Here is a 20547-nt window from a genome sequence, read left to right on the forward strand (position 1 = left end):
CGGCAAGGTGCCCTGCCCGCCCCCGCACCGTCGCCACCACCGGCCGCGCTCCGCGCACCGCCTACGAGGAGGTCCTGGCGGGCCTGTTCGCCGACGTCCTTGGCGTACCCGTGGTCGGCATCGACGACAACTTCTTCTCCCTGGGCGGCCATTCGCTTCTCGCCACCCGCCTCACCGGCCGGGTGCGGACCGCCCTGGGCGCCGAAGCCGGCCTGGGCATGCTCTTCGAGCACCCCACGGTCGCCTCCCTGGCCGCGGCACTGGACGCCGGAGCAGCGGCCCGGCCCGCCCTTGCACCGCAGCCGCGGCCCGAGGCGGTGCCGCTGTCCTCCGCGCAGCAGCGCCTCTGGTTCCTCAACCGGGCCGAGGGCCCCGGTGACACGTACAACATTCCGCTCGTCCTCGAACTCGACGGCCCTCTGGACACGGACGCACTGCGCGGCGCCCTCGCGGACGTGGTCGTGCGCCACGAGAGCCTGCGCACCGTCTTCGCCGAACACGACGGCGTCGCCCGCCAGGAAGTCCTTGACGCGGACGCCGCGGCAACGCTCGTCCCTCTCGTCGTCGAGCACGCGCCCGCCGAAGAGACCGCCGACGCCTGGGCCGAGGAAACGCTGAACCGGCTGACCACCAGGCCCTTCGACCTCACGGCCGACACCGCGGTCCGCGCCCATCTGCTCCGCCTGGGCCCGGCCCGTCACCTCCTGGTCCTCGTTCTTCACCATGTCGTCGCCGACGGCTGGTCCCTCGCCCCGCTCAGCCGTGACCTGGGCACCGCCTACCGCGCCAGGAGCGAGGGCACGGGCGCGCCCGACTGGGCCCCGCTGCGCGTGCAGTACGCCGATTACGCCCTGTGGCAGCGCCGGCTGCTGGGCGACGACGGGGACCCGGACAGCCTGGCCGCGTCCCAGCTCGCCTTCTGGAAGGGGGCGTTGCAGGGCGCCCCCGACCTGCTGGACCTGCCCCTCGACCGGCCACGTCCGGCCGTGCCCAGCCACCGGGGCGCCGCCGTGCCCTTCGAGCTGCCCGCCCCCGCGCACGCCGCACTCGTCCGGCTCGCCCGTGCGGCAGGCTGCACCCCGTTCATGGTGCTCCAGGCGGCTCTCGCCGTGACGCTTCAGGCGCACGGCTCGGGCTCCGACATTCCGCTGGGCACCGCGGTCGCCGGACGCACCGAGGAGGCCCTCGACGATCTGGTCGGGTTCTTCGTCAACACGGTCGTCCTGAGGACCGACCTGTCCGGGAGCCCGACGTTCCGCGAACTGCTCGACCGGGTCAAGGAATTCGACATCGCGGCCCTCGGCCACGGCGACGTTCCCTTCGAGCGGATCGTGGAGGCACTCAACCCCGAACGGTCCGGCGACCACCACCCCCTGTTCCAGACCATGCTGGTCCTTCAGAACCAGGAACGGGCGGCCCTCGATCTGCCAGGCATCACCGTTCGCGACAGGTCCCGGCACCGAGGGGGCAGCAAGTTCGACCTGACGTTCTCGCTCACCGAAGTCACCGACGTCACCGAAACCACCCGATCCGCCGAAGTCGCCGAAACCACCCGATCCGCCGCAACCACCCAAGCCGCGCGAGCCTCCGAAACCGCCCAAGCCGCTGACCGGCCGGCCGGGAGACCCGCCGAGGCTCCCGGAAGCGGCAGACCGACCGACCCGGCAGGCCGCGCCCCCGCAGACATCCGGCACGGAGCCGGAGGCATCGGCGGCTACCTGGAATACGCCACCGACCTCTTCGACGCCGCCACCGCCCGCGCGCTGTGCGCCCGGTTCGCCCGCGTCCTCACCCTTGCCGTGACCGACCCCGGCCTGGCCGTCAGCGACCTGGACCCGCTGGCGCAGGGGGAGCGGGACCGCCTCCTGGCCCAGGGGCGCGGCGCGCAGCAGCCGCCACCCTCCCGTACCGCTCCCGAGGCGGTCAGGGAGCAGGCCGTGCGTACTCCCGGCGCCGTCGCCGTACGCGACGCGCACACGCGCCTCACCTACGCCGCGCTCGACGCCCGCGCCGACGCCCTCGCACACGTCCTGCGTGAACGCGGCGCAGGCCGCGAGACCAGGGTGGCCATCGCCGCGCCGCCGTCCGTGGACACCGTCGTCGCCATGCTGGCCGTACTGCGGGCCGGCGCCGCCTATCTGCCGGTCGACCCGCAGTATCCGCCCGCCCGCATCAGCCACATGCTCGACGATGCCCGCCCCGTCCTGCTGCTCACCACCGCGGACGTGCACGCGGGTCTGCCCGCCTGCGGCATTCCGTGGCTTGCCCTCGACGGCCGGGAGGCCCGGCCCGCACCGCCCACCGGGCCCCTACCGGACCCGCCAGGTCCGGCGGATCCCGCGTACGTCATCTACACCTCCGGCTCCACCGGCCGGCCCAAGGGCGTGGTCGTGTCGCACGCCGCCCTGGCCGGTCACATGGCCTGGATGGCACGGCACCTGACGCTCACTCCGGACGACCGGGTCCTCGCACGCACCTCCTCCAGCTTCGACGCCTCCGTGTGGGAGCTGTGGCTTCCGCTGATGAACGGCGCCGAAGTCTGCGTGCTGCCCGACGGGGCGAACACGGAACCCCGCACCCTGGTCTCCTGGATGAGCCGGTTCGGTGTCACCGTCGCCCAGTTCGTGCCGTCCCACCTGGCCCTCGTCCTCACCGAGGCGGCACACGCCGCGCCGCTGCCCGCACTGCGCGCCGTGCTGTGCGGCGGCGAGGCGCTGCCGCGCACCCTCGCCGACGACATCGCCGAGCTGTGGCGGGCCGAGGTGCACAACCTCTACGGGCCCACCGAGACGACGATCGACGCGACCGCCCACCAGGTGATCGGCCGGGAGAGCGGCGGGCAGGCGGAAGGCGCACCGTACGAGACCGTGCCGATCGGCCGCCCCGTCGACACCATGCGCGCCTACGTCCTGGACAGCCGGCTGCGTCCCGTACCACCCGGTGTCACCGGTGAGCTGTACCTGTCGGGTCCCCATCTCGCCCGCGGATACCTGGACCGTCCGGGCCTGACCGCCGCGCGGTTCGTCGCCGACCCGTTCGACGGCACGGGCGCACGGATGTACCGCACGGGTGACCTCGTGCGGTGGGACCGCCACGGTCTGCTCGACTACGTGGCACGCGGCGACGACCAGGTCAAACTCCGGGGATTCCGGATCGAGCTGGGCGAGGTCGAGGCCGCGCTCCTGGCGCGCCCCGGCGTCACGGCGGCCTGCGCCGTGATCCGTGCGGACAGCGCGGGCGGGCGCCGCCTCGTCGCGTACGCCGTCACGGGCGGCCCCGCTCCCCGCCCCGTCGCCCTGCGTGAGGCCCTCGCCGAGACGCTGCCCCACTACGCGGTTCCCGGTGCCGTCGTCATCCTGGACGACCTTCCGCTCCTGCCCAACGGCAAGGTGGACCGGCGGGCCCTGCCGGAGCCGTCGGCGGGATCCGGCCCCGCCGACGGCGCGGGGCCGCACTCGCTCCAGGAGGGTCTGCTCGCCGGCATCTTCGCCGACGTCCTGCAACAACCCCGCGTGAACCCGCACGACAGCTTCTTCGACCTCGGCGGGCACTCGCTCCTCGCCATGCGGGTCGTGAGCCGCGTCCGGGCCGTCCTGGGCGCCGAGATCGCCGTCCGCACCCTCTTCGAACACCCGACCGTCGCGGGCCTGGCCCGCGTCCTCGACCCGCGGGGCCACACCCGCCCGCCGGTGGTGCCCGCCGCGCAGCGACCCGACCCGCTGCCGCTCTCCTACGCCCAGCAGCGCCTGTGGTTCCTCAACCGGCTCGAAGGCCCCAGCTCCGCCTACCACATCCCGCTCGTCCTCGAACTCGACGGTGCCCTGGACACGGACGCCCTGCGGGCCGCCCTCCGCGACGTCGTGGAGCGTCACGAGGCGCTGCGCACGCTGTTCCCCGAACGCGACGGTGTACCGCGTCAACTGGTTCTTCCGGCCGACGCGGCGACACCTCACCTCCCCGTCGTGAGCACGGCGCCCGCGGACCTCGAGGAGGCCGTCCTGGCCGCCGTGCGCGAACCGTTCGACATCGTCACCGACCCTCCGCTGCGGGCCCTGCTGCTGCGATCGGCACCCGGCCACCACGTACTGGTGCTCGTCCTGCACCACATCGCGGGAGACGGCTGGTCCCTCGCCCCGCTCACCCGTCACCTCGGCGAGGCATACGCGGCCCGTCTCACGGGCCGGGAGCCCGCACGCGCGCCCGGCACGCCGCTCCAGTACGCCGACTACACCCTCTGGCAGAACGCCGCCCTCGGCGACGGCATCGCACCGCAGAGCGTCCTGCGCGGGCAGCTCGACCACTGGCACACCGCCCTCGCGGGCCTCCCCGGGCTGATCGACCTGCCACTGGACCGGCCGCGCCCGGCCACCACCGACCCGAGAGGTGCCGTCCACACCTTCGACGTACCGCCTCATCTCCACGCTCAACTCCTGCGCCTGGCGCGCGAGTCGGGCAGCAGCCTGTTCATGGTGCTGCAGGCGGCGGTCGCCACCCTGCTGCACCGGCACGGCGCGGGCGACGACATCCCGCTCGGCTCGCCCGTCGCCGGCCGCACGGACGAGGCGCTGGAGGACCTGGTCGGCTTCTTCGTGAACACGCTCGTCCTGCGCACGGACCTGTCCGGCAACCCGACCTTCCTCGAACTGCTCCAACGGGTAAGGGAGTTCGACCTGGCCGCGTACGCGCACCAGGATGTTCCCTTCGAGCGTCTCGTGGAGAGCGTCAACCCCGTCCGGGCACGCAACCACCACCCGCTGTTCCAGACCATGGTGGTCCTCCAGAACCAGGAGACCGCACGCCCCGGCCTGCCCGGCCTCACCGTCGTGGACCGGCTCGTCCACAACGGCCTGAGCAAGTTCGATCTCACCTTCGCCTTCGACGAGGAGCGGGGCGGGGCCGGCCTCACGGCCGGAATCGAGTACGCCACCGCCCTCTTCGACCGCTCCACCGTCGCCGCACTCGCGGACCGTCTGATCCGGCTCCTGGAGCGGGCGGCCGCCGAGCCCGCTCTGCCCGTCGCGAGCCATGACCTCCTGACGAGCGGCGAGCACGCCCGTGTCACCCACTGGGGAACCGGCGGCCGCCTGCCCGCCTCCGTCGATGCCACTCTGCCCGCCCTGTTCGCGGCCCAGGCGCACCGCACACCGGACGCGGTGGCCGTCGCGGGCGACGACACGGCCCTCACCTACGCCGAGCTCGACGGGATATCCGCCGACCTCGCCGGCGCCCTGGCCGGCCTCGGCATCACCCCGGAGTCAGGGATCGGGGTGCTGCTCGCCCGGTCGCCCGCCGTGGTGGCGGTGTCGCTCGGCGCGGTCCGTGCGGCCGGCGCCTACGTCCCGCTGGACGCGGGCTGGCCCGGGGAGCGGCTCGATCAGGTCGCCGGGGTGGCGGGCGTGCGCGTCCTCGTCGTCGACGAGGACGCCTTCGCCTCCCCGTGGGTGGCCGCGACGGCCCGGCAGGTGCCGGTCGTCGTCGTGGACCGGCTCGGCCGGATCCTGCGGGGCGCGCCGGAGCGGCCGGGCCGCCCCGCGGTCGTGCCGGGCCCCGGGACCCTCGCCTACGTGATGTTCACCTCCGGCTCGACCGGGCTGCCCAAGGGCGTCGGGGTCACGCACGCCGACGTGGTGGCGCTGACCGCCGACTCGGCCTGGCAGGGCGGCGCCGCCGACGCGGTGCTCATGCACTCGGCGTACGTATTCGACGCCTCCACCTTCGAGATCTGGGCTCCGCTGCTGCGTGGTGGCAGGGTCGTGATCGCACCGGAGGGCGTCCTGGAGGCCGCCGCCCTCGGCGATGCCGTCCAGGAGCACGGCGTGAGCGCCGTCTTCCTGACGACGGCCCTGTTCAACGTCATCGCCGAGACCGATCCGGGCGCCTTCGCCGGCCTCCGGCTCGTCTGCGCCGGCGGCGAACTGGCCTCCCCGGACGCGATGCAGCGAGTGGCCGGCACAGCGCCGGGTGTGCGCGTCCTCCATGTGTACGGACCCACCGAGACGACCACCTTCGCCACCCGCTACGACGTGGCGGCCGGCCTGCCGTCGGGCCCGCCCCCCATCGGACGCCCCCTGGACGGCATGCGCGGCTATGTCCTCGACGGCTCCCTGGGCCCGGTCCCGCCGGGCGTGGTGGGCGAGCTGTACCTCGCCGGCCACGGCGTGGCGCGCGGATACACCGGGCTCCCCGGCCTCACCGCCGCACGCTTCGTCGCCGACCCGTTCGACGCGGAGGGCGGGCGCATGTACCGCACCGGAGACCTCGTCCGGTGGACCGATGACGGGCAGATCGCCTACGTGGCCCGTGCGGACAACCAGGTGAAGCTGCGCGGATACCGCATCGAACTCGGCGAGATCGAGGGCGTGCTGGCCTGCTGCGACGGCGTCGCCGATTCCTTCGCCGTCGTCCGTGAGGACGTACCCGGTGACCGGCGGCTCGTGGCGTACGTGGTGCCCGCCGCCGGCGCACGACCCGAAGCCGCCGATCTCGCGCGGGCCGTCGGCCGGTCCCTGCCCGCCTACATGGTGCCTGCCGCGTTCGTCCTGATCGAGGCGCTTCCGCTGACCCTCAACGGGAAAGTGGACCAACGCGCCCTGCCCGCGCCCGCGCACCCTGCTCCGGTCCGCGGGCGAGCCGCCCGCACCGCGCGCGAGGAAATCCTCTGCGCCCTCTTCGCCGACGTGCTCGGCCTGGACGCGACGGCCGCGGACGACGACTTCTTCGCCCTGGGCGGCCATTCCCTGCTCGCCACCCGGCTCGCCGCACGCATCCGTACCGCGCTCGCCGTGGAGGTCCAGGTCAAAGCCGTCTTCGACCACCCGACGCCCGCCGCCCTCGCCGCCGCTCTGCACGGCGCCGACGAAGCGAGGGCCCCGCTGGAGCGGGCCCGGCACCGGCCCGATCCGCTGCCGCTGTCCTTCGCCCAGCAGCGCCTGTGGTTCCTCAACCGTTTCGAAGGACCCTCCGCCACGTACAACGTGCCGATGGTGCTCCGCCTGGACGGCCCACTCGACGAGGACGCCCTGCAGAGCGCCCTCGCGGACGTCGTCGAACGCCACGAGAGCCTGCGCACCGTCTTCCCCGAGACCGACGGCGTGGCGCGCCAACTGGTCCTCGACGCCGGTGGCGCCGACCTCGACCTGACGCCCGGGGACACCGACCCCGACCGGCTCGACGAAGTCCTGGCGGCCGAGGTGGCGCATCCCTTCGACGTGAGTGCCGAACTGCCCGTACGGGCCCGGCTGCTGCGGCTCGGCGCCGAATCCCACGTACTCGTGCTGCTCGTGCACCACATCGCGGGCGACGGCTGGTCCCTGGCCCCGCTCGCCCGCGACCTCGCAGACGCCTACCGGGCGCGCGCCGAGGGCCGGGAACCCTCCTGGACGGCAATCGACGTCCAGTACGCCGACTACACCCTGTGGCAGCGCGCCCTGCTCGGAGCCGAGGACGACCCCACCAGTCAGGCCGCCCGCCAGCTGGACTTCTGGCGCACCGCACTCGCCGGCGCCCCCGACCTGCTCGCACTGCCGTACGACCGGCCGCGCCCCGCCGTCACCACGTACCGCGGTGACGCGTTCGCCTTCCCCGTCGGCGCGGACACCCACCGGGCCCTCGCGGATGTCGCCCGAGCCCGCGGATGCAGCCTTTTCATGGTGCTCCAGGCGGCCCTGTCGGTGCTCCTGTCCCGGCACGGCGCCGGTGAGGACATCCCGCTCGGTACGGCCGTCGCCGGACGCACCGACGAAGCCCTCGACGACCTGGTCGGCTTCTTCGTCAACACCCTCGTCCTGCGCACCGACCTGACCGGCGACCCCACCTTCGCCGAAGTCATCGACCGGGTACGAGCGTTCGACCTCGCCGCCTACGCCCATCAGGACGTGCCGTTCGAGCGGCTGGTGGACGCCCTCAGCCCGGAACGGGCGCAGAACCACCACCCGCTGTTCCAGACCATGCTCGTCCTCCAGAACCAGGCGGATTCCACCGTCGGCCTCCGCGGTCTCACGGTGACGCGGCAGCCGGTGCGCACCGGGATCAGCAAGTTCGACCTGACCTTCACCTTCACCGAGACCCGCGACGACGCGGGCCGGCCGTCCGGCCTCGACGGCGTTCTGGAGTTCTCCACCGAACTCTTCGCCCACACCACCGCCCACGCCCTGGCCGCGCGCCTCACCCGCCTGCTCGCCTCGCTCGCCGCCGACCCCGGCCGGCGCGTCCACGCGGTCGACGTGCTGGACGCGGCCGAGCAGGCAAGCCTGGAGCGGGCCTCGCACGGCCCGGTCCGGCCTGTCGCGACACGCACGGCGTCAGCGGCGTTCCGGGCGCAGTCCGCCAGAACACCCGGTGCGATCGCCGTACACGACGGCGCGCACCGGCTCACCTTCGGCGAACTGGACGCACTCTCCGACGACTTGGCGCACCACCTGCACGACCGGGGCATCGGACGCGGCGACCTCGTCGCCCTCGCCCTGGAGGGCACCGCCGACCAGGTCGTCGCGATGCTGGCGGTCGTCAAGGCGGGGGCCGCCTACCTGCCGGTCGACCTCGCCTACCCCGAGGCCCGGATCACCCACATGCTCGACGACGCCCGCCCGGCGCTGCTCCTCACCCACGGCACCACCCGCGCTGCCCGGTACGTCCCGTCCGTGCCCTGCCTCGCCCTCGACGACCGGGCTTCCTGGTCCACCGGGCGCGCGGCACCGCCCGCCACCGCGCCGGACCCGCTCGACGCCGCGTACGTCATCTACACCTCGGGCTCCACCGGCCGCCCCAAGGGTGTCGTCGTCACCCACGCCTCCTTGGTCAACCACATGGCGTGGATGGCCGGCCACCTCGGCCTCACCGACGAGGACCGGGTCCTGGCCCGTACCTCGCCGAGCTTCGACGCCTCGGTCTGGGAAACCTGGCTGCCGCTGCTGCACGGCGGCTCCACCTGCCCCGTGCCGCCCGCGCTCAACCACGACCCGGCCGGGCTGCTGGCCCGCGTACGCGAGGCCGGCGCGACGATCGTGCAGTTCGTGCCCTCGCACCTCTCGCTCGTCCTCACCGAGACCGGTTCCGACGAGGCGCCGACGACGTTGCGGGCCGTCCTGTGCGGCGGCGAGCCGCTGACCCGGTCCCTGGCGGTGCGCGCGGAGCAGGCCTGGCGGGTCGAGGTGCACAACCTGTACGGACCCACCGAGACGACGATCGACGCCACCGCCCACCACTTCGGCGCGGGAACGGACACCGCCGCGGTGGAGGGGAGCGTGCCGCTCGGCAGCCCCGTCGACAACACCCGCGCCTACGTCCTGGACGCCGGGCTGCTCCCGGTGCCGCCGGGCGTCATCGGCGAGCTCCATATCGCGGGCGACGGCCTCGCGCGCGGTTACCTGGGGCGTCCAGGCCTGACCGCCGCGCGGTTCGTCGCCGATCCGTTCGGCCCCGCCGGGAGCCGCATGTACCGCACGGGCGACCTCGTCCGACGGAGCGCGGACGGCCTCCTCACCTACGTCTCCCGCGCCGACGACCAGGTCAAGCTGCACGGCTTCCGTATCGAACTCGGCGAGATCGAGACCGCGCTCACCGCGCTCGACGGCATCACCGCCGCCTGTGCCCTCGTCCGCGAGGACCGGCCCGGCGAGCGGCGCCTCGTTGCTTACACCGTTGCCGACCAGCGCAGCGGCTCCGCGAGCCCGACGGACACCGAACTGCGCGCCCGGCTGGCATCGGCCCTGCCGCCGTACATGGTGCCGGCCGTCTTCGTCGCCCTCGACGCCCTGCCGCTCCTGCCCAACGGCAAGACCGACCGCCGAGCCCTGCCCGTCCCGGAGCGCCCTGTCGCCACCCGGCCGGGCGGCCGGCCGCGCACCGCACAGGAACGTGTCCTGTGCGACGTGTTCACCTCCGTCCTGCGCAGCCCGGCCGTCCGCACGGACGACGACTTCTTCGCGCTCGGCGGCGACAGCATCCTCTCCATCCAGCTCGTCAGCCGCGTCCGCGAGGCCGGGCTCGGGGTGACCCCGCGCGACGTCTTCGTCCACCGCACCCCCGAGGCCATCGCGGCCGTCGCCACCCCACTCGGCCAGGACGCCACCGCACCGGCCGAACAGGGCACCGGCGAGATGCCGCCGACGCCCATCGCCGCCTGGCTCCTGGAGCGGCCCGGCAGCACGGACGGCTACAACCAGTCCGGGGTACTGCGCACGCCCGCGGGCGCCGAGGAGGACACGCTCGTGGCCGTCCTCCAACTGCTCATCGACCACCACGACATGCTCCGTCTGCGCGTCAGCCGCCCGGCCTCGGACGAACCCGTCCTGGAAGCCCTGCCGCCCGGCGCCGTGCAGGCCCGCCGCCGCTTCACCCGGGTCGACATCGCCGGCCTCGACGCGGAAGCCGCCCGCGCCGCCGTCACCGCGTCGGGAGAGCAGGCGCGCAGCCGGCTGCGGCCCGCGGACGGGGACGTGATCGAGGCCGTCTGGGGCGATGCCGGGCCGCACGCCCGCGGACGTTTGCTGCTCGTCGTGCACCACCTGGCCGTCGACGCCGTCTCGTGGCGGATCCTCGCAGCCGATCTGGCCCGTGCCTGGCAGACGGTCACGGAAACCGCGTCCGCGGACAGGGGCCGGCCCTCAACCACGGCGCTGCCCGCCGCCACCACGCCCTACAGAACCTGGGCACACCTTCTGACGTCCCAGGCGCGCAGTGCCGCCCGGGGAACCGAACTCCCGCTGTGGCAGAGCGTGCTGAGCACACCGGACCCCCAACTGGGATACCGGCCGCTCGACCCCCATCTGGACACCGCCGACGGGACCCGCACACTGGTCACACACCTGCCCGCCACCTGGGCCACATCCCTGCTCACCACCGCCCCCGGCGCCTTCCACGCCGGAGTGGACGACGTCCTGCTCACCGGCCTGGCCCTCGCCGTCTGCTCCTGGCGGGCGGAACGCGCCGCAGGCCCCGGCGGGCCCCGGCGGGACGGCACCACCGTCCTCCTCGACCTGGAGGGCCACGGCCGCGAGCAGATCGCCGACCACCTCGACCTGTCCCGTACGGTCGGCTGGTTCACCAGCCTCTACCCGGTCCGGCTCGATCCCGGGCCCCTCGACGCCCGCGACCCCGGACGCTTCGACTCCGCACTGGTCGAACGCGCCGTCAAACGCGTCAAGGAACAGCTGCGGACCGTGCCCGACCACGGCGTCGGCTACGGAATGCTGCGCCACCTCAACCCGGCGACGCGCTCCCGGCTCGCCACCGCGGCCGAACCCCAGATCGGCTTCAACTACCTCGGACGGTACGCCGCTTCCCCGGGTCCGGCGGACCACACCGAAGGCGCCGACTGGGACGTCCTGCTCGACGGCGGCGGGCCACGGAGCCAGGACCCGGACATGCCCGTGCACCACGTCATCGACATCAACGCGCACACCGAGGACCTGCCCGACGGCCCGCGCCTGGTGACCCGCTGGACCTGGCCCGGCGACCTCCTCAAGGAGGAGGACGTGGGCTCCCTGTCCGAGGCGTTCGTGCGGGCACTGCGCGCCATCGCGGAACACGCGCAACGACCCGACGCGGGCGGCTACACACCGTCCGACCTTCCGCTGGTCTCGCTCGACCAGGCACAGATCGACCGACTGCAGAACAAGTGGGGTGGCCGCAAGTGACCGGGTTCCAACTCGAAGACGTACTGCCGCTGACGCCGCTTCAGGCCGGCATGCACTTCCACGCCCTGTACGACTCGCACGCCGTCGACGTCTACACCGCGCAGTTCGTCTTCGACCTCGAAGGCACCGTCGGCGTTCCCGCACTGCGCGCCGCCATCGGCACCCTGCTGCGGCGGCACGCCAACCTTCGGGTCGGCTTCCTCCACGAGGACCTGGACCAGCCCGTACAGGCTGTCGCCGCCGAGGTTCCCGTCCCGCTCGAGGAACGAGACCTGACGGCCACGGGGGGCGCAGGCACGGCGGAGGAACGCCTCACCGCCTTCCTCGCCGCCGACCGCACCCGCCGCTTCGACCTGACCACTCCGCCCCTGATGCGGTTCACGCTGCTGCGCACCGCGCCCCGGCGCCACCGCCTGGTCATGACGAGCCATCACCTCCTCTTCGACGGCTGGTCGATGCCCCTCCTCGTACGGGAACTGTTCGAGCTGTACGCATCGGAGGGCGACGACTGCGCGCTGCCGCGGGTCACCCCCTATCGCGCCTACCTCCACTGGCTCGCGCAGCAGGACCGCACAGCCGCCCTGGAAGCCTGGTCCACGGCTCTGGCCGGAATCGAGGCCCCGACCCTGCTCGCAGGGCCCCGCGGCGCGAGTGCCCCCGGCTCCGCAGAACTGCCCGAAACGCTCGTCCTCGACCTGGACGCCGCCACGACCCACCGGCTCCGCGAGACGGTCCGCGCCCACCGGCTCACCCTCAACACCCTGGTCCAGGGCGCCTGGGGTCTTGTGCTCGGGCACCTCACCGGCCGCCCCGACATCGTGTTCGGCGCCACCGTGTCCGGTCGCCCGCCCGAGATCCCCGGCATCGAGTCGATGGTCGGCCTGTTCATCAACACCGTGCCGGTACGCCTGCTCACCACACCCGGCGAAACCCTGGCCGCACTCCTGACCCGGCTTCAGGAGGAACAGGGCCGCCTCCTCGGCAGCCAGCACCTGGGACTGACCGAGATACGGGGGGTCACCGGCCTGGACGAACTCTTCGACACCCTGACCGTGTTCGAGAACTATCCGATGGACGACGAGGCCCTGCGCACCGCGCAACAGGGACTGCCCGGCCTGGCCGTCACCGGATTCAGCGGCACGGACGCGGCCCACTACCCCCTCACCCTCACCATCGCGCCGGGCGACGCCCTCAGGATCACCTTCGGATACCGGCCTGCGGTCCTGGACCGCGACGAGGTGGCCCGCACCGTCGCCCGCATGCGTCGCCTGCTGACCGTGATGGCTCAGGGGCTCGACCGACGCGCCGACGCGATACCCCTCCTCCTGGACGGAGAGCGCGAGAGACTGCTCACCCAGGGGACCGGCGCCGAACTGCGCCGCGCGGCGGGGGAGCAGAGCATCCCGGACGCCGTGGCCGGGCGCGCGGCCCAACACCCGGACGCGGTGGCTGTTTCCGGCGCGGCGGAGCAAGTGACCTACCGGCAGCTCCATGACCTCTCCGACGACCTGGCGCGAGCCCTCACCGGCCTCGGGACCGGATCCGAGGACGGCGTCGGCATCCTCGTGGCCCGCTCGACCGCCACGGTCACCTCCTCCCTGGGCGTCCTGCGCGCGGGTGCCGCCTACGTGCCTCTCGACCCGCGGTGGCCCACCGAACGGCTGAACCGTGCGGCGGAGGTGGCGGGCCTGCGCGTCCTGATCGTCGACGAGAACGCCGTCACACACCCCTGGGTACGTCAGCTGGACCCGGGCATCACCGTGCTGACCGTCGACGCCGCAGGCCGCGTCCGCCACGGAGGCCCGGACACCCCGGGAACCCTCCCGGCTGTCACGGGCGGCACCCGGCTGGCGTACACGATGTTCACCTCCGGCTCCACCGGACTGCCCAAGGGCGTAGGAGTCACCCACGCCGACGTGACAGCCCTCGCGGCCGACCGGAACTGGGACGACGGCGCGGCCGACGCCGTCCTGATGCACTCGGCGTACGTCTTCGACGCGTCCACCTTCGAGATCTGGGCCCCGCTCCTCAACGGCGGCCGCGRCGTCGTGGCGCCCGAGGGCACGCTCCAGCCCGCCGTGCTCCGGGACCTCGTCGCCCGCCACGGCGTGACAGCGGCGTTCCTGACGACCGCCCTGTTCAACGTACTGGCCGAAACGGACACGGACGCCCTCGGCCTGCTGCGCCTGGTCGCCACCGGTGGCGAGGCCGCCGCGCCCGGCGTCCTGCAGCGCCTCGCCGCCGCCCACCGGGACACGGTCGTCCTCCACGTCTACGGGCCCACGGAATCCACCACCTTCGCCACCGCCCACCGCGTGCGCCCCGACGCCGATCCCGGCGGGGCGGCCCCGATCGGCCGGCCGCTCGACGGCATGCGCGCCCACGTCCTGGACACGGCGATGCGGCCCGTGCCGGCGGGCGCCGAAGGAGAGCTGTACGTCGCGGGCGCCGGTGTCGCCCGCGGGTACCTGGGGCGGCCCGGCCTCACCGCCACCCGCTTCGTCGCCGACCCGTTCGCCGGCGCCGGGGCACGCATGTACCGCACCGGAGACCTGGTGCGCCGAGGCACCGACGGCACCCTGCACTACCTGGCCCGGGCGGACCAGCAGATCAAACTGCGCGGCCACCGCATCGAACCCGCGGAGATCGAGACGGTGCTCCGCGCCGACCCGTCCGTGGGCACCGCCTGTGTACTCGTCCGCGAGGACCTGCCCGGCGACCGGACCCTCACCGCCTACGTCGTCCCCGCACCAGGACACACCGCGGAACCCGGGCCGCTCGCCGCGCACGTCGCGCTCCACCTGCCCGCGTACATGGTGCCGGCTGTCATCCAGCCGGTCGACGTGCTGCCACTGACCCCCAACGGCAAACTCGACCGGGCCGCCCTGCCCGTGCCCGCCACCCCGCCCGGCACGACAGGCCGGATGCCGCGCAGCGCACTTGAGGAGATCCTCGCCGGACTGTTCGCCGACGTGCTCGGCGTGCCACGCGTCGGCGTCGACGACAGCTTCTTCGCCCTGGGCGGCCATTCCCTGCTCGCCACCCGGCTTGCAGGCCGCGTGCGCACCACCCTCGACACCGAGACCGAGATCCGCACCCTCTTCGAGAACCCCACCGTGGCCGCGCTCGCCGCCGCCCTGCAGAACGAGAACCGTCCTGCCCGCCCGGCCCTCGTCCCGCAGGAGCGCCCTGCCACGCTGCCGCTGTCGTACGCCCAGCAGCGCCTGTGGTTCCTCCACCGGCTCGAAGGCCCCTCGGCGACGTACAACATTCCCCTCGCCGTCCGCATCGACGGACCGCTGGACCCGGAAGCCCTGCACCGGGCACTGGGCGACGTCGTCGGCCGGCACGCAGCCCTGCGCACCGTCTTCCCCGAACACGAAGACGGGCCGCACCAGCACATCACCGCCGCGGAGGAGGTCCGCCTCCCGTTCACGCGGGAAGCCGTCGACGAGGACAAGGCCGCCGACCGGATCAGGGCCGCCACGGCCGAACCGATCGACATCGAGCACCGGCTCCCGCTCAGGGCGACCCTGCTGCGCCTGGCCGAAGACGCCCACGTCCTGGTGCTCGTGATCCATCACATCGCCGCCGACGGCTCGTCCCTGGCGCCCCTGGCACATGACCTGCGCGCCGCCTACCGGGCCCGGGTCCGCTCCGAGGACCCCGCGCTGACCGTGCTGCCCGTCGACTACGCCGACCACACGCTCTGGCAGCGCCGCCTGCTCGGCGACGAGCACGACCCCGAAAGCGTCGTCTCACGTCAACTCGCTTACTGGCAGAAAGCGTTGGCAGGCATCCCGGAGATCGTCGAACTGCCCTGGGACCGCGCCCGTCCCGCCGTGCCCCGGCACACGGGAGCCACCTACGACTTCGCCCTCGACCGCACCACCGCGCGACGGCTCGCAGACCTCGCCCGTACCAGCGGATGCAGCGTCTTCATGGTGCTTCAGGCCGCCCTGTCGACCGTACTGTCCCGGCACGGCGCCGGTGACGACATTCCGCTCGGTACGGCCGTCGCAGGCCGCACCGAAGAGGCGGCCTCGGACCTGGTGGGCTTCTTCGCGAACACGCTCGTGCTGCGCACGGACCTCACGGGCGACCCGACGTTCCGTGAACTGCTTCACCGCGTGCGGGAGTTCGACCTATCCGCATACGCGCATCAGGACGTTCCCTTCGAGCGTCTGGTGGAGCTGCTCAACCCCGCCCGCGCGCAGAGCCACCATCCGCTCTTCCAGACCATGCTCGTCCTCCAGAACCACACCGCTGCCGCGGACATCGACCTGCCCGGCCTCACGGTCAGCGGCGTGCCGGTCGACGCCGGGGTCAGCAAGTTCGACCTGTCGTTCGCCTTCACCGAGACGTACGACGAGAACGGCGCCCCGAGCGGCATGCGGGCCGCCGTCGACTACGCCACGGAACTCTTCGACGCCACAACGGTCCACGCCCTCGCCGACCGGCTCGTTCTGCTGCTCGGCGCCGTCACCGCAGACCCGGATCGCCCGCTGCACACGTACGACGTGCTCACGCCCGCCGAGCGCGACCGCGTCGGCGCCTGGGGGACGGGGCCCGCCGGGGAACTGCCCGGGCCGACGCTTCCCGTGCTCTTCGAGCAGTGGGTACGGCGTACCCCCGGGGCCCCGGCCGTCCGCGACGCGGACACCACCCTCACCTACGGCGAACTCGACACGCTCTCCGGCGCCCTCGCCGACCACCTCACCGCACAGGGCATCGGCCCCGAAGACCGGGTGGCCGTCGCCCTGCCCCGCACGCACCGACTCGTCGTGGCGCTGCTCGCCGTCCTGAAGGCCGGGGCCGCCTATGTGCCCCTCGACCCCGACTACCCGGCCCCACGCCTGTCCTACATGCTCGAAGACGCCCGGCCACGTCTCCTGCTCACCACCCCCGCCATCCACCGCCGCCTCCCCACATCCTCCGTGCCGCACCTGTACGCCGAAGAGCCCGGGAGCGGCTCGACCACGGGCGCACACGCCGTTCCCGTTCCGTCCCCGGACCCGGCACACCCGGCGTACGTCATCTACACGTCGGGCTCCACCGGCCGGCCGAAGGGCGTCGTGGTCACCCACCGGGGCGTCGGCGCCATGGCGAAGACCCAGAGCGAGCGGCTGCGCGTCACCCCGGGCAGCCGCGTGCTGCACATGGCGTCCGTCAGCTTCGACGCCGCGTTCTGGGAACTGTGCATGGGGCTGCTCTCCGGGGCCTGCCTGGAGATCGCCGAACGCGACGCCCTGCTGCCCGGCCCCACCCTCGCCGCCCTGGTCCGCGAGCGGGGCGTCACCCACCTCACCCTGCCGCCTGCCGCACTCGCGGTGATGCCGCCCGGCTCGCTGCCCGTCGGCACCACCATGGTCCTCGCCGGCGAAGCATGCCCGCCGGCCCTGGTGCACGCCTGGGCGCGGGACCGGTTCCTCGTCAACGCGTACGGCCCTACGGAGACCACGGTCTGCGCCACCATGAGCGGCTTCCAGCACGCGGCCGGTCCGCTCGCCCCCGACCGCACGGTGTCCATCGGCGCCCCCGTCAACGGCACCCGCGTCCACGTCCTGGACGACCGGCTGGAACCCGTGCCGCCCGGCGTGGCCGGTGAACTGTACGTCTCCGGCGAAGGAGTCGCCCGCGGCTACCATGGCCGGCCCGCTCTGACCGCTTCCCGTTTCGTGGCCGACCCGTTCGACCGCACGGGGGCCCGCATGTACCGCACCGGCGACCTGGTGCGCTGGACGGCCGACGGCGAACTCGTCTACGTCTCGCGAGTCGACGACCAGGTCAAGCTCCGCGGGTTCCGCGTCGAACTCGGCGAGATCGAAGCGGCGCTCACCGCCCTGCCCGGCGTGGCAGCGGCCTGCGCCGCCGTCCGGGAGGACCGCCCCGGCGACCGGCGCCTGGTCGCGTACACCGTGCCCGCGGGCGGTACGCCCGGGCCGGACGAGACCGACATACGCGCGCATCTGGCCGCGACCCTGCCCGAGCACATGATCCCGGCCGCCCACGTCAGTCTCGGGGCCCTGCCCGTCACGCCCAACGGCAAGACGGACCGCCGCGCTCTGCCCGCGCCCCACCACACGGCACCGACAGGAGGCCGTAAGCCTGGCACCACGCGCGAACACGCCCTGTGCGAGGTGTTCGCGGAGACGCTCGGTGTGCCCGAGGTAGGCGTCACGGACGACTTCTTCGCCCTCGGCGGCCACTCGCTGCTGGCCGTGACCCTGGCCCGGCGGATCGGGGAACGGTGCGGCCGACGTCCCTCCCTGCGGGCCCTGTTCGCGGCGCCCACCGTCGAGGGCGTCGACCGGTTGCTGAGGAGCGGGGCGGGGGAGGCACAACGGAAGGAGGCGGCCACCCCCGACCTCGCCGCCGAGGTCCGGCTGGCATCGGACATCCGCGGGACGGGGCGTCAAGCCACGCCCCCCGCCCGCAGGCCCCTGCGCCCTTCCGCCCGCCCGCTCCTGACCGGCGCCTCCGGCTTCCTCGGCGCCTTCCTCCTCCGCGACCTCATCGAGACGACCGGCGGCCCCGTGGACTGCCTCGTACGGGCCGAGGACGAACACCGAGCGGGACACCGGCTGCGGGCCAACCTGGAGCACTACGGCCTGTGGCGACCGCGGTACGCGGACCTGATCAACCCCGTTCCCGGTGACCTCGCCGCCCCGGGCCTGGGGCTCTCAGCCGCGGGCCGCACCGCCCTGGTCCGCCGGCTCGGCCCGGTCCTGCACAACGGCGCACGCGTGAACTTCGCCGCCGCCTACGGTGATCTGCGCGCCCCCAACGTGGCCGGCACCGAGGAACTCCTGCGTCTGCTCGCCGACTCGGACTCACCCGGCATGCACTACATCTCGACCACCGGCGTGTACGCCCCTGCTCCCGGTCCACGCCCCGTCACGATCACGGAATCGACCCCGACGGGCCCCTCTCCCGCCCTGCCGGACGGGTACGCGCAGAGCAAATGGGTCGCCGAGCAACTCGTCGGCCTGGCCCGTGACCGCGGGCTGCCGGTGACCGTCCACCGCCCCGGACGCATCAGCGGCGACACGTCCACCGGCGCCTGTCAGGACCGCGACCTGCTCTGGCAGCTCGTCAAGGGCTGCCTCCAGGCGGGCGCGGTCCCGGACCTGCCGTACGGGTCGACGGACTGGGTCCCGGTGGACTACGTCAGTGCCGCGGTCGTGGCCCTCTCCGTATCCGGCCGGCCCGGTGCGCAGGCGTACCACTTCACCAACCCGGAGGCGCCGGGTCTGGACCGGGTCTTCGAAGCGGCCGCCGGCCTCGGCCATGACCTGCGCACCGTTCCCGCGGAGCAGTGGCAGGCCCGGGTCGCGGCGCAACCCGACAACGCGGCACAGCTGTTCCTCGGCGATGAGGGACGAGCGGGCCACGAGGCGGCGGACCGGCGCCGCTTCGACTCACGGCGCACGGCCGACGCGGCAGCGGCCGTGGGCGTCCGCCAGCCACCGTTGACCGACGAGATCCTGATCCGCTATCTGACGTACTTCCACGGATCAGGCTTCCTGCCCGCACCGGGGGCACCGGGGAAACCGACCACGCCGTAGCGGCGGTATCCCGCCGGACGGCCGCACGGACCGGCGACCCGGACCCGCGGGGCCAAAGCACATGCTGCGTCGGTGCCCCGCCACACGGTTCGGCGAGACCGCAGCACGCGCGCACCGACCACCGGCCACCAGGACGTCGTGCCGCCCGGCCGGCCGGGGGCACGGCTCCGTCGGCGGCGACTCGTGCTGCCGGCGAAGCCGTGCCCGGTGCGCGGGCGGTGCCAGGAGTCCTTACCGCGGAAGCACGGAGAAGGACCTGAGGCGTGCGTGGCCGCTGCGCCAGCCCGTGACGTCGAGCGCCACATAGCGTGCGGTGGTGCCGGCGGTGAGGCCGGTCGTGGCGTTGCGGCCCCGCAGCGTCCCGCCGGACCGGTAGGTGACGCCGTCGTCGCTGAACTCGACCGTCGCCCCGGGCACCCTGCTCGTCGTCCACTCCGCCCGGACCCGCCCGACGGGGAGCACCGAGCCGAGGTCCACGACCATCCGGGCCCGGTCGGATCCCGGTGTCCACGACGTGTGCCGGTCGCCGTCCACCGCGGCCGACGGGTCCGACATGCCCGCGGGGCGCGGCGCGTTCGGGAACGTGTCGCATCCCAGCGCGGCATCGTCGAGCGGATACGGGACGGCGTCGCGCAGCGACACGGTCGCGGTCCGGCCGCGGCGCAGCCGGACCTTCGTGTGCCGTCCACCGGCACCGGCCGCAGTGACGAGCAGGTCGCAGGACGGCCCGGTCAGCCGCACGGTCGCGGCGTCGACCACATCCGCCCGGACACCCGTCGGCACCGACCGCCCCGTCGCAGGCCGCAGGGTGAACCGGGCCGGGGCGACGGCGGCGCTCGCGCCGCGCAGTTCGGCCGCGAAGTCCGTGCCGGAGACGGTCACCGTCTGCGAACCGGCGTAGAGAACGATGCCGGCGCCCTGCCGGGGCAGAGCCACCACCGTCTTCACGGAGTCGGGGGAGAGGTTGAACAGGCTCAGGTGCCCGCCGGCGGTACTGGCATGAACGGCGGAGTCATCGGCCCGCGGCGCCTCCTGGGACGCCGCCGCCTTCAGCGCGACGGGATCTCCGTTCGGATGCCCTTCCACGGTGAGGGCCTCGGCAGGACCGTCGGACAACACCACCATGTCCCCGTAGACGGCGAGGGGATGCGCGGAGTCACGGACCACCAGCCCAGCCCTGCCGTCCACGGAGAGCCAGCCGCCGCGGCTCGTCAGCTCGGCCTCCGGGAAGCGCGTCAGCTCGGTCCAGTTCTCTCCGTCGTCGGACCCCTGCACCTGGTACCTGCTCGCAGCCGCCGACTCCCAGGCCAGGGTGACGTGGTCGAAGGCGACGGCGCTGCCGA

3 protein-coding genes are annotated in these 20547 nt (G+C 73.7%); 2 read left to right on the forward strand and 1 reads right to left on the reverse strand.

The window, feature by feature from the left end:
- Positions 1 to 110 precede the first annotated feature (110 nt).
- Together EAO72_RS09060 and EAO72_RS09065 are read left to right on the forward strand one after the other, a co-directional pair.
- Positions 111 to 11636: a non-ribosomal peptide synthetase gene (locus tag EAO72_RS09060; protein ID WP_315986295.1), complete on the forward strand. Its 11526-nt coding sequence runs from the start codon at positions 111 to 113 to the stop codon at positions 11634 to 11636.
- Positions 11633 to 19204: a non-ribosomal peptide synthetase gene (locus tag EAO72_RS09065; RefSeq protein WP_148016733.1), complete on the forward strand. Its 7572-nt coding sequence runs from the start codon at positions 11633 to 11635 to the stop codon at positions 19202 to 19204. Before EAO72_RS09060 ends, EAO72_RS09065 begins: the two co-directional genes overlap by 4 nt.
- A gap of 231 nt (positions 19205 to 19435) precedes the next feature.
- Here the strand turns inward: EAO72_RS09065 and EAO72_RS09070 are convergent.
- Positions 19436 to 20547: discoidin domain-containing protein (locus EAO72_RS09070; RefSeq protein ID WP_148016734.1), on the reverse strand; the 1112-nt coding region annotated here is incomplete at its 5' end.

It is taken from the genome of Streptomyces sp. OR43, assembly GCF_008042275.1.
In the GTDB taxonomy this organism is placed as follows: Bacteria; Actinomycetota; Actinomycetes; order Streptomycetales; family Streptomycetaceae; genus Streptomyces.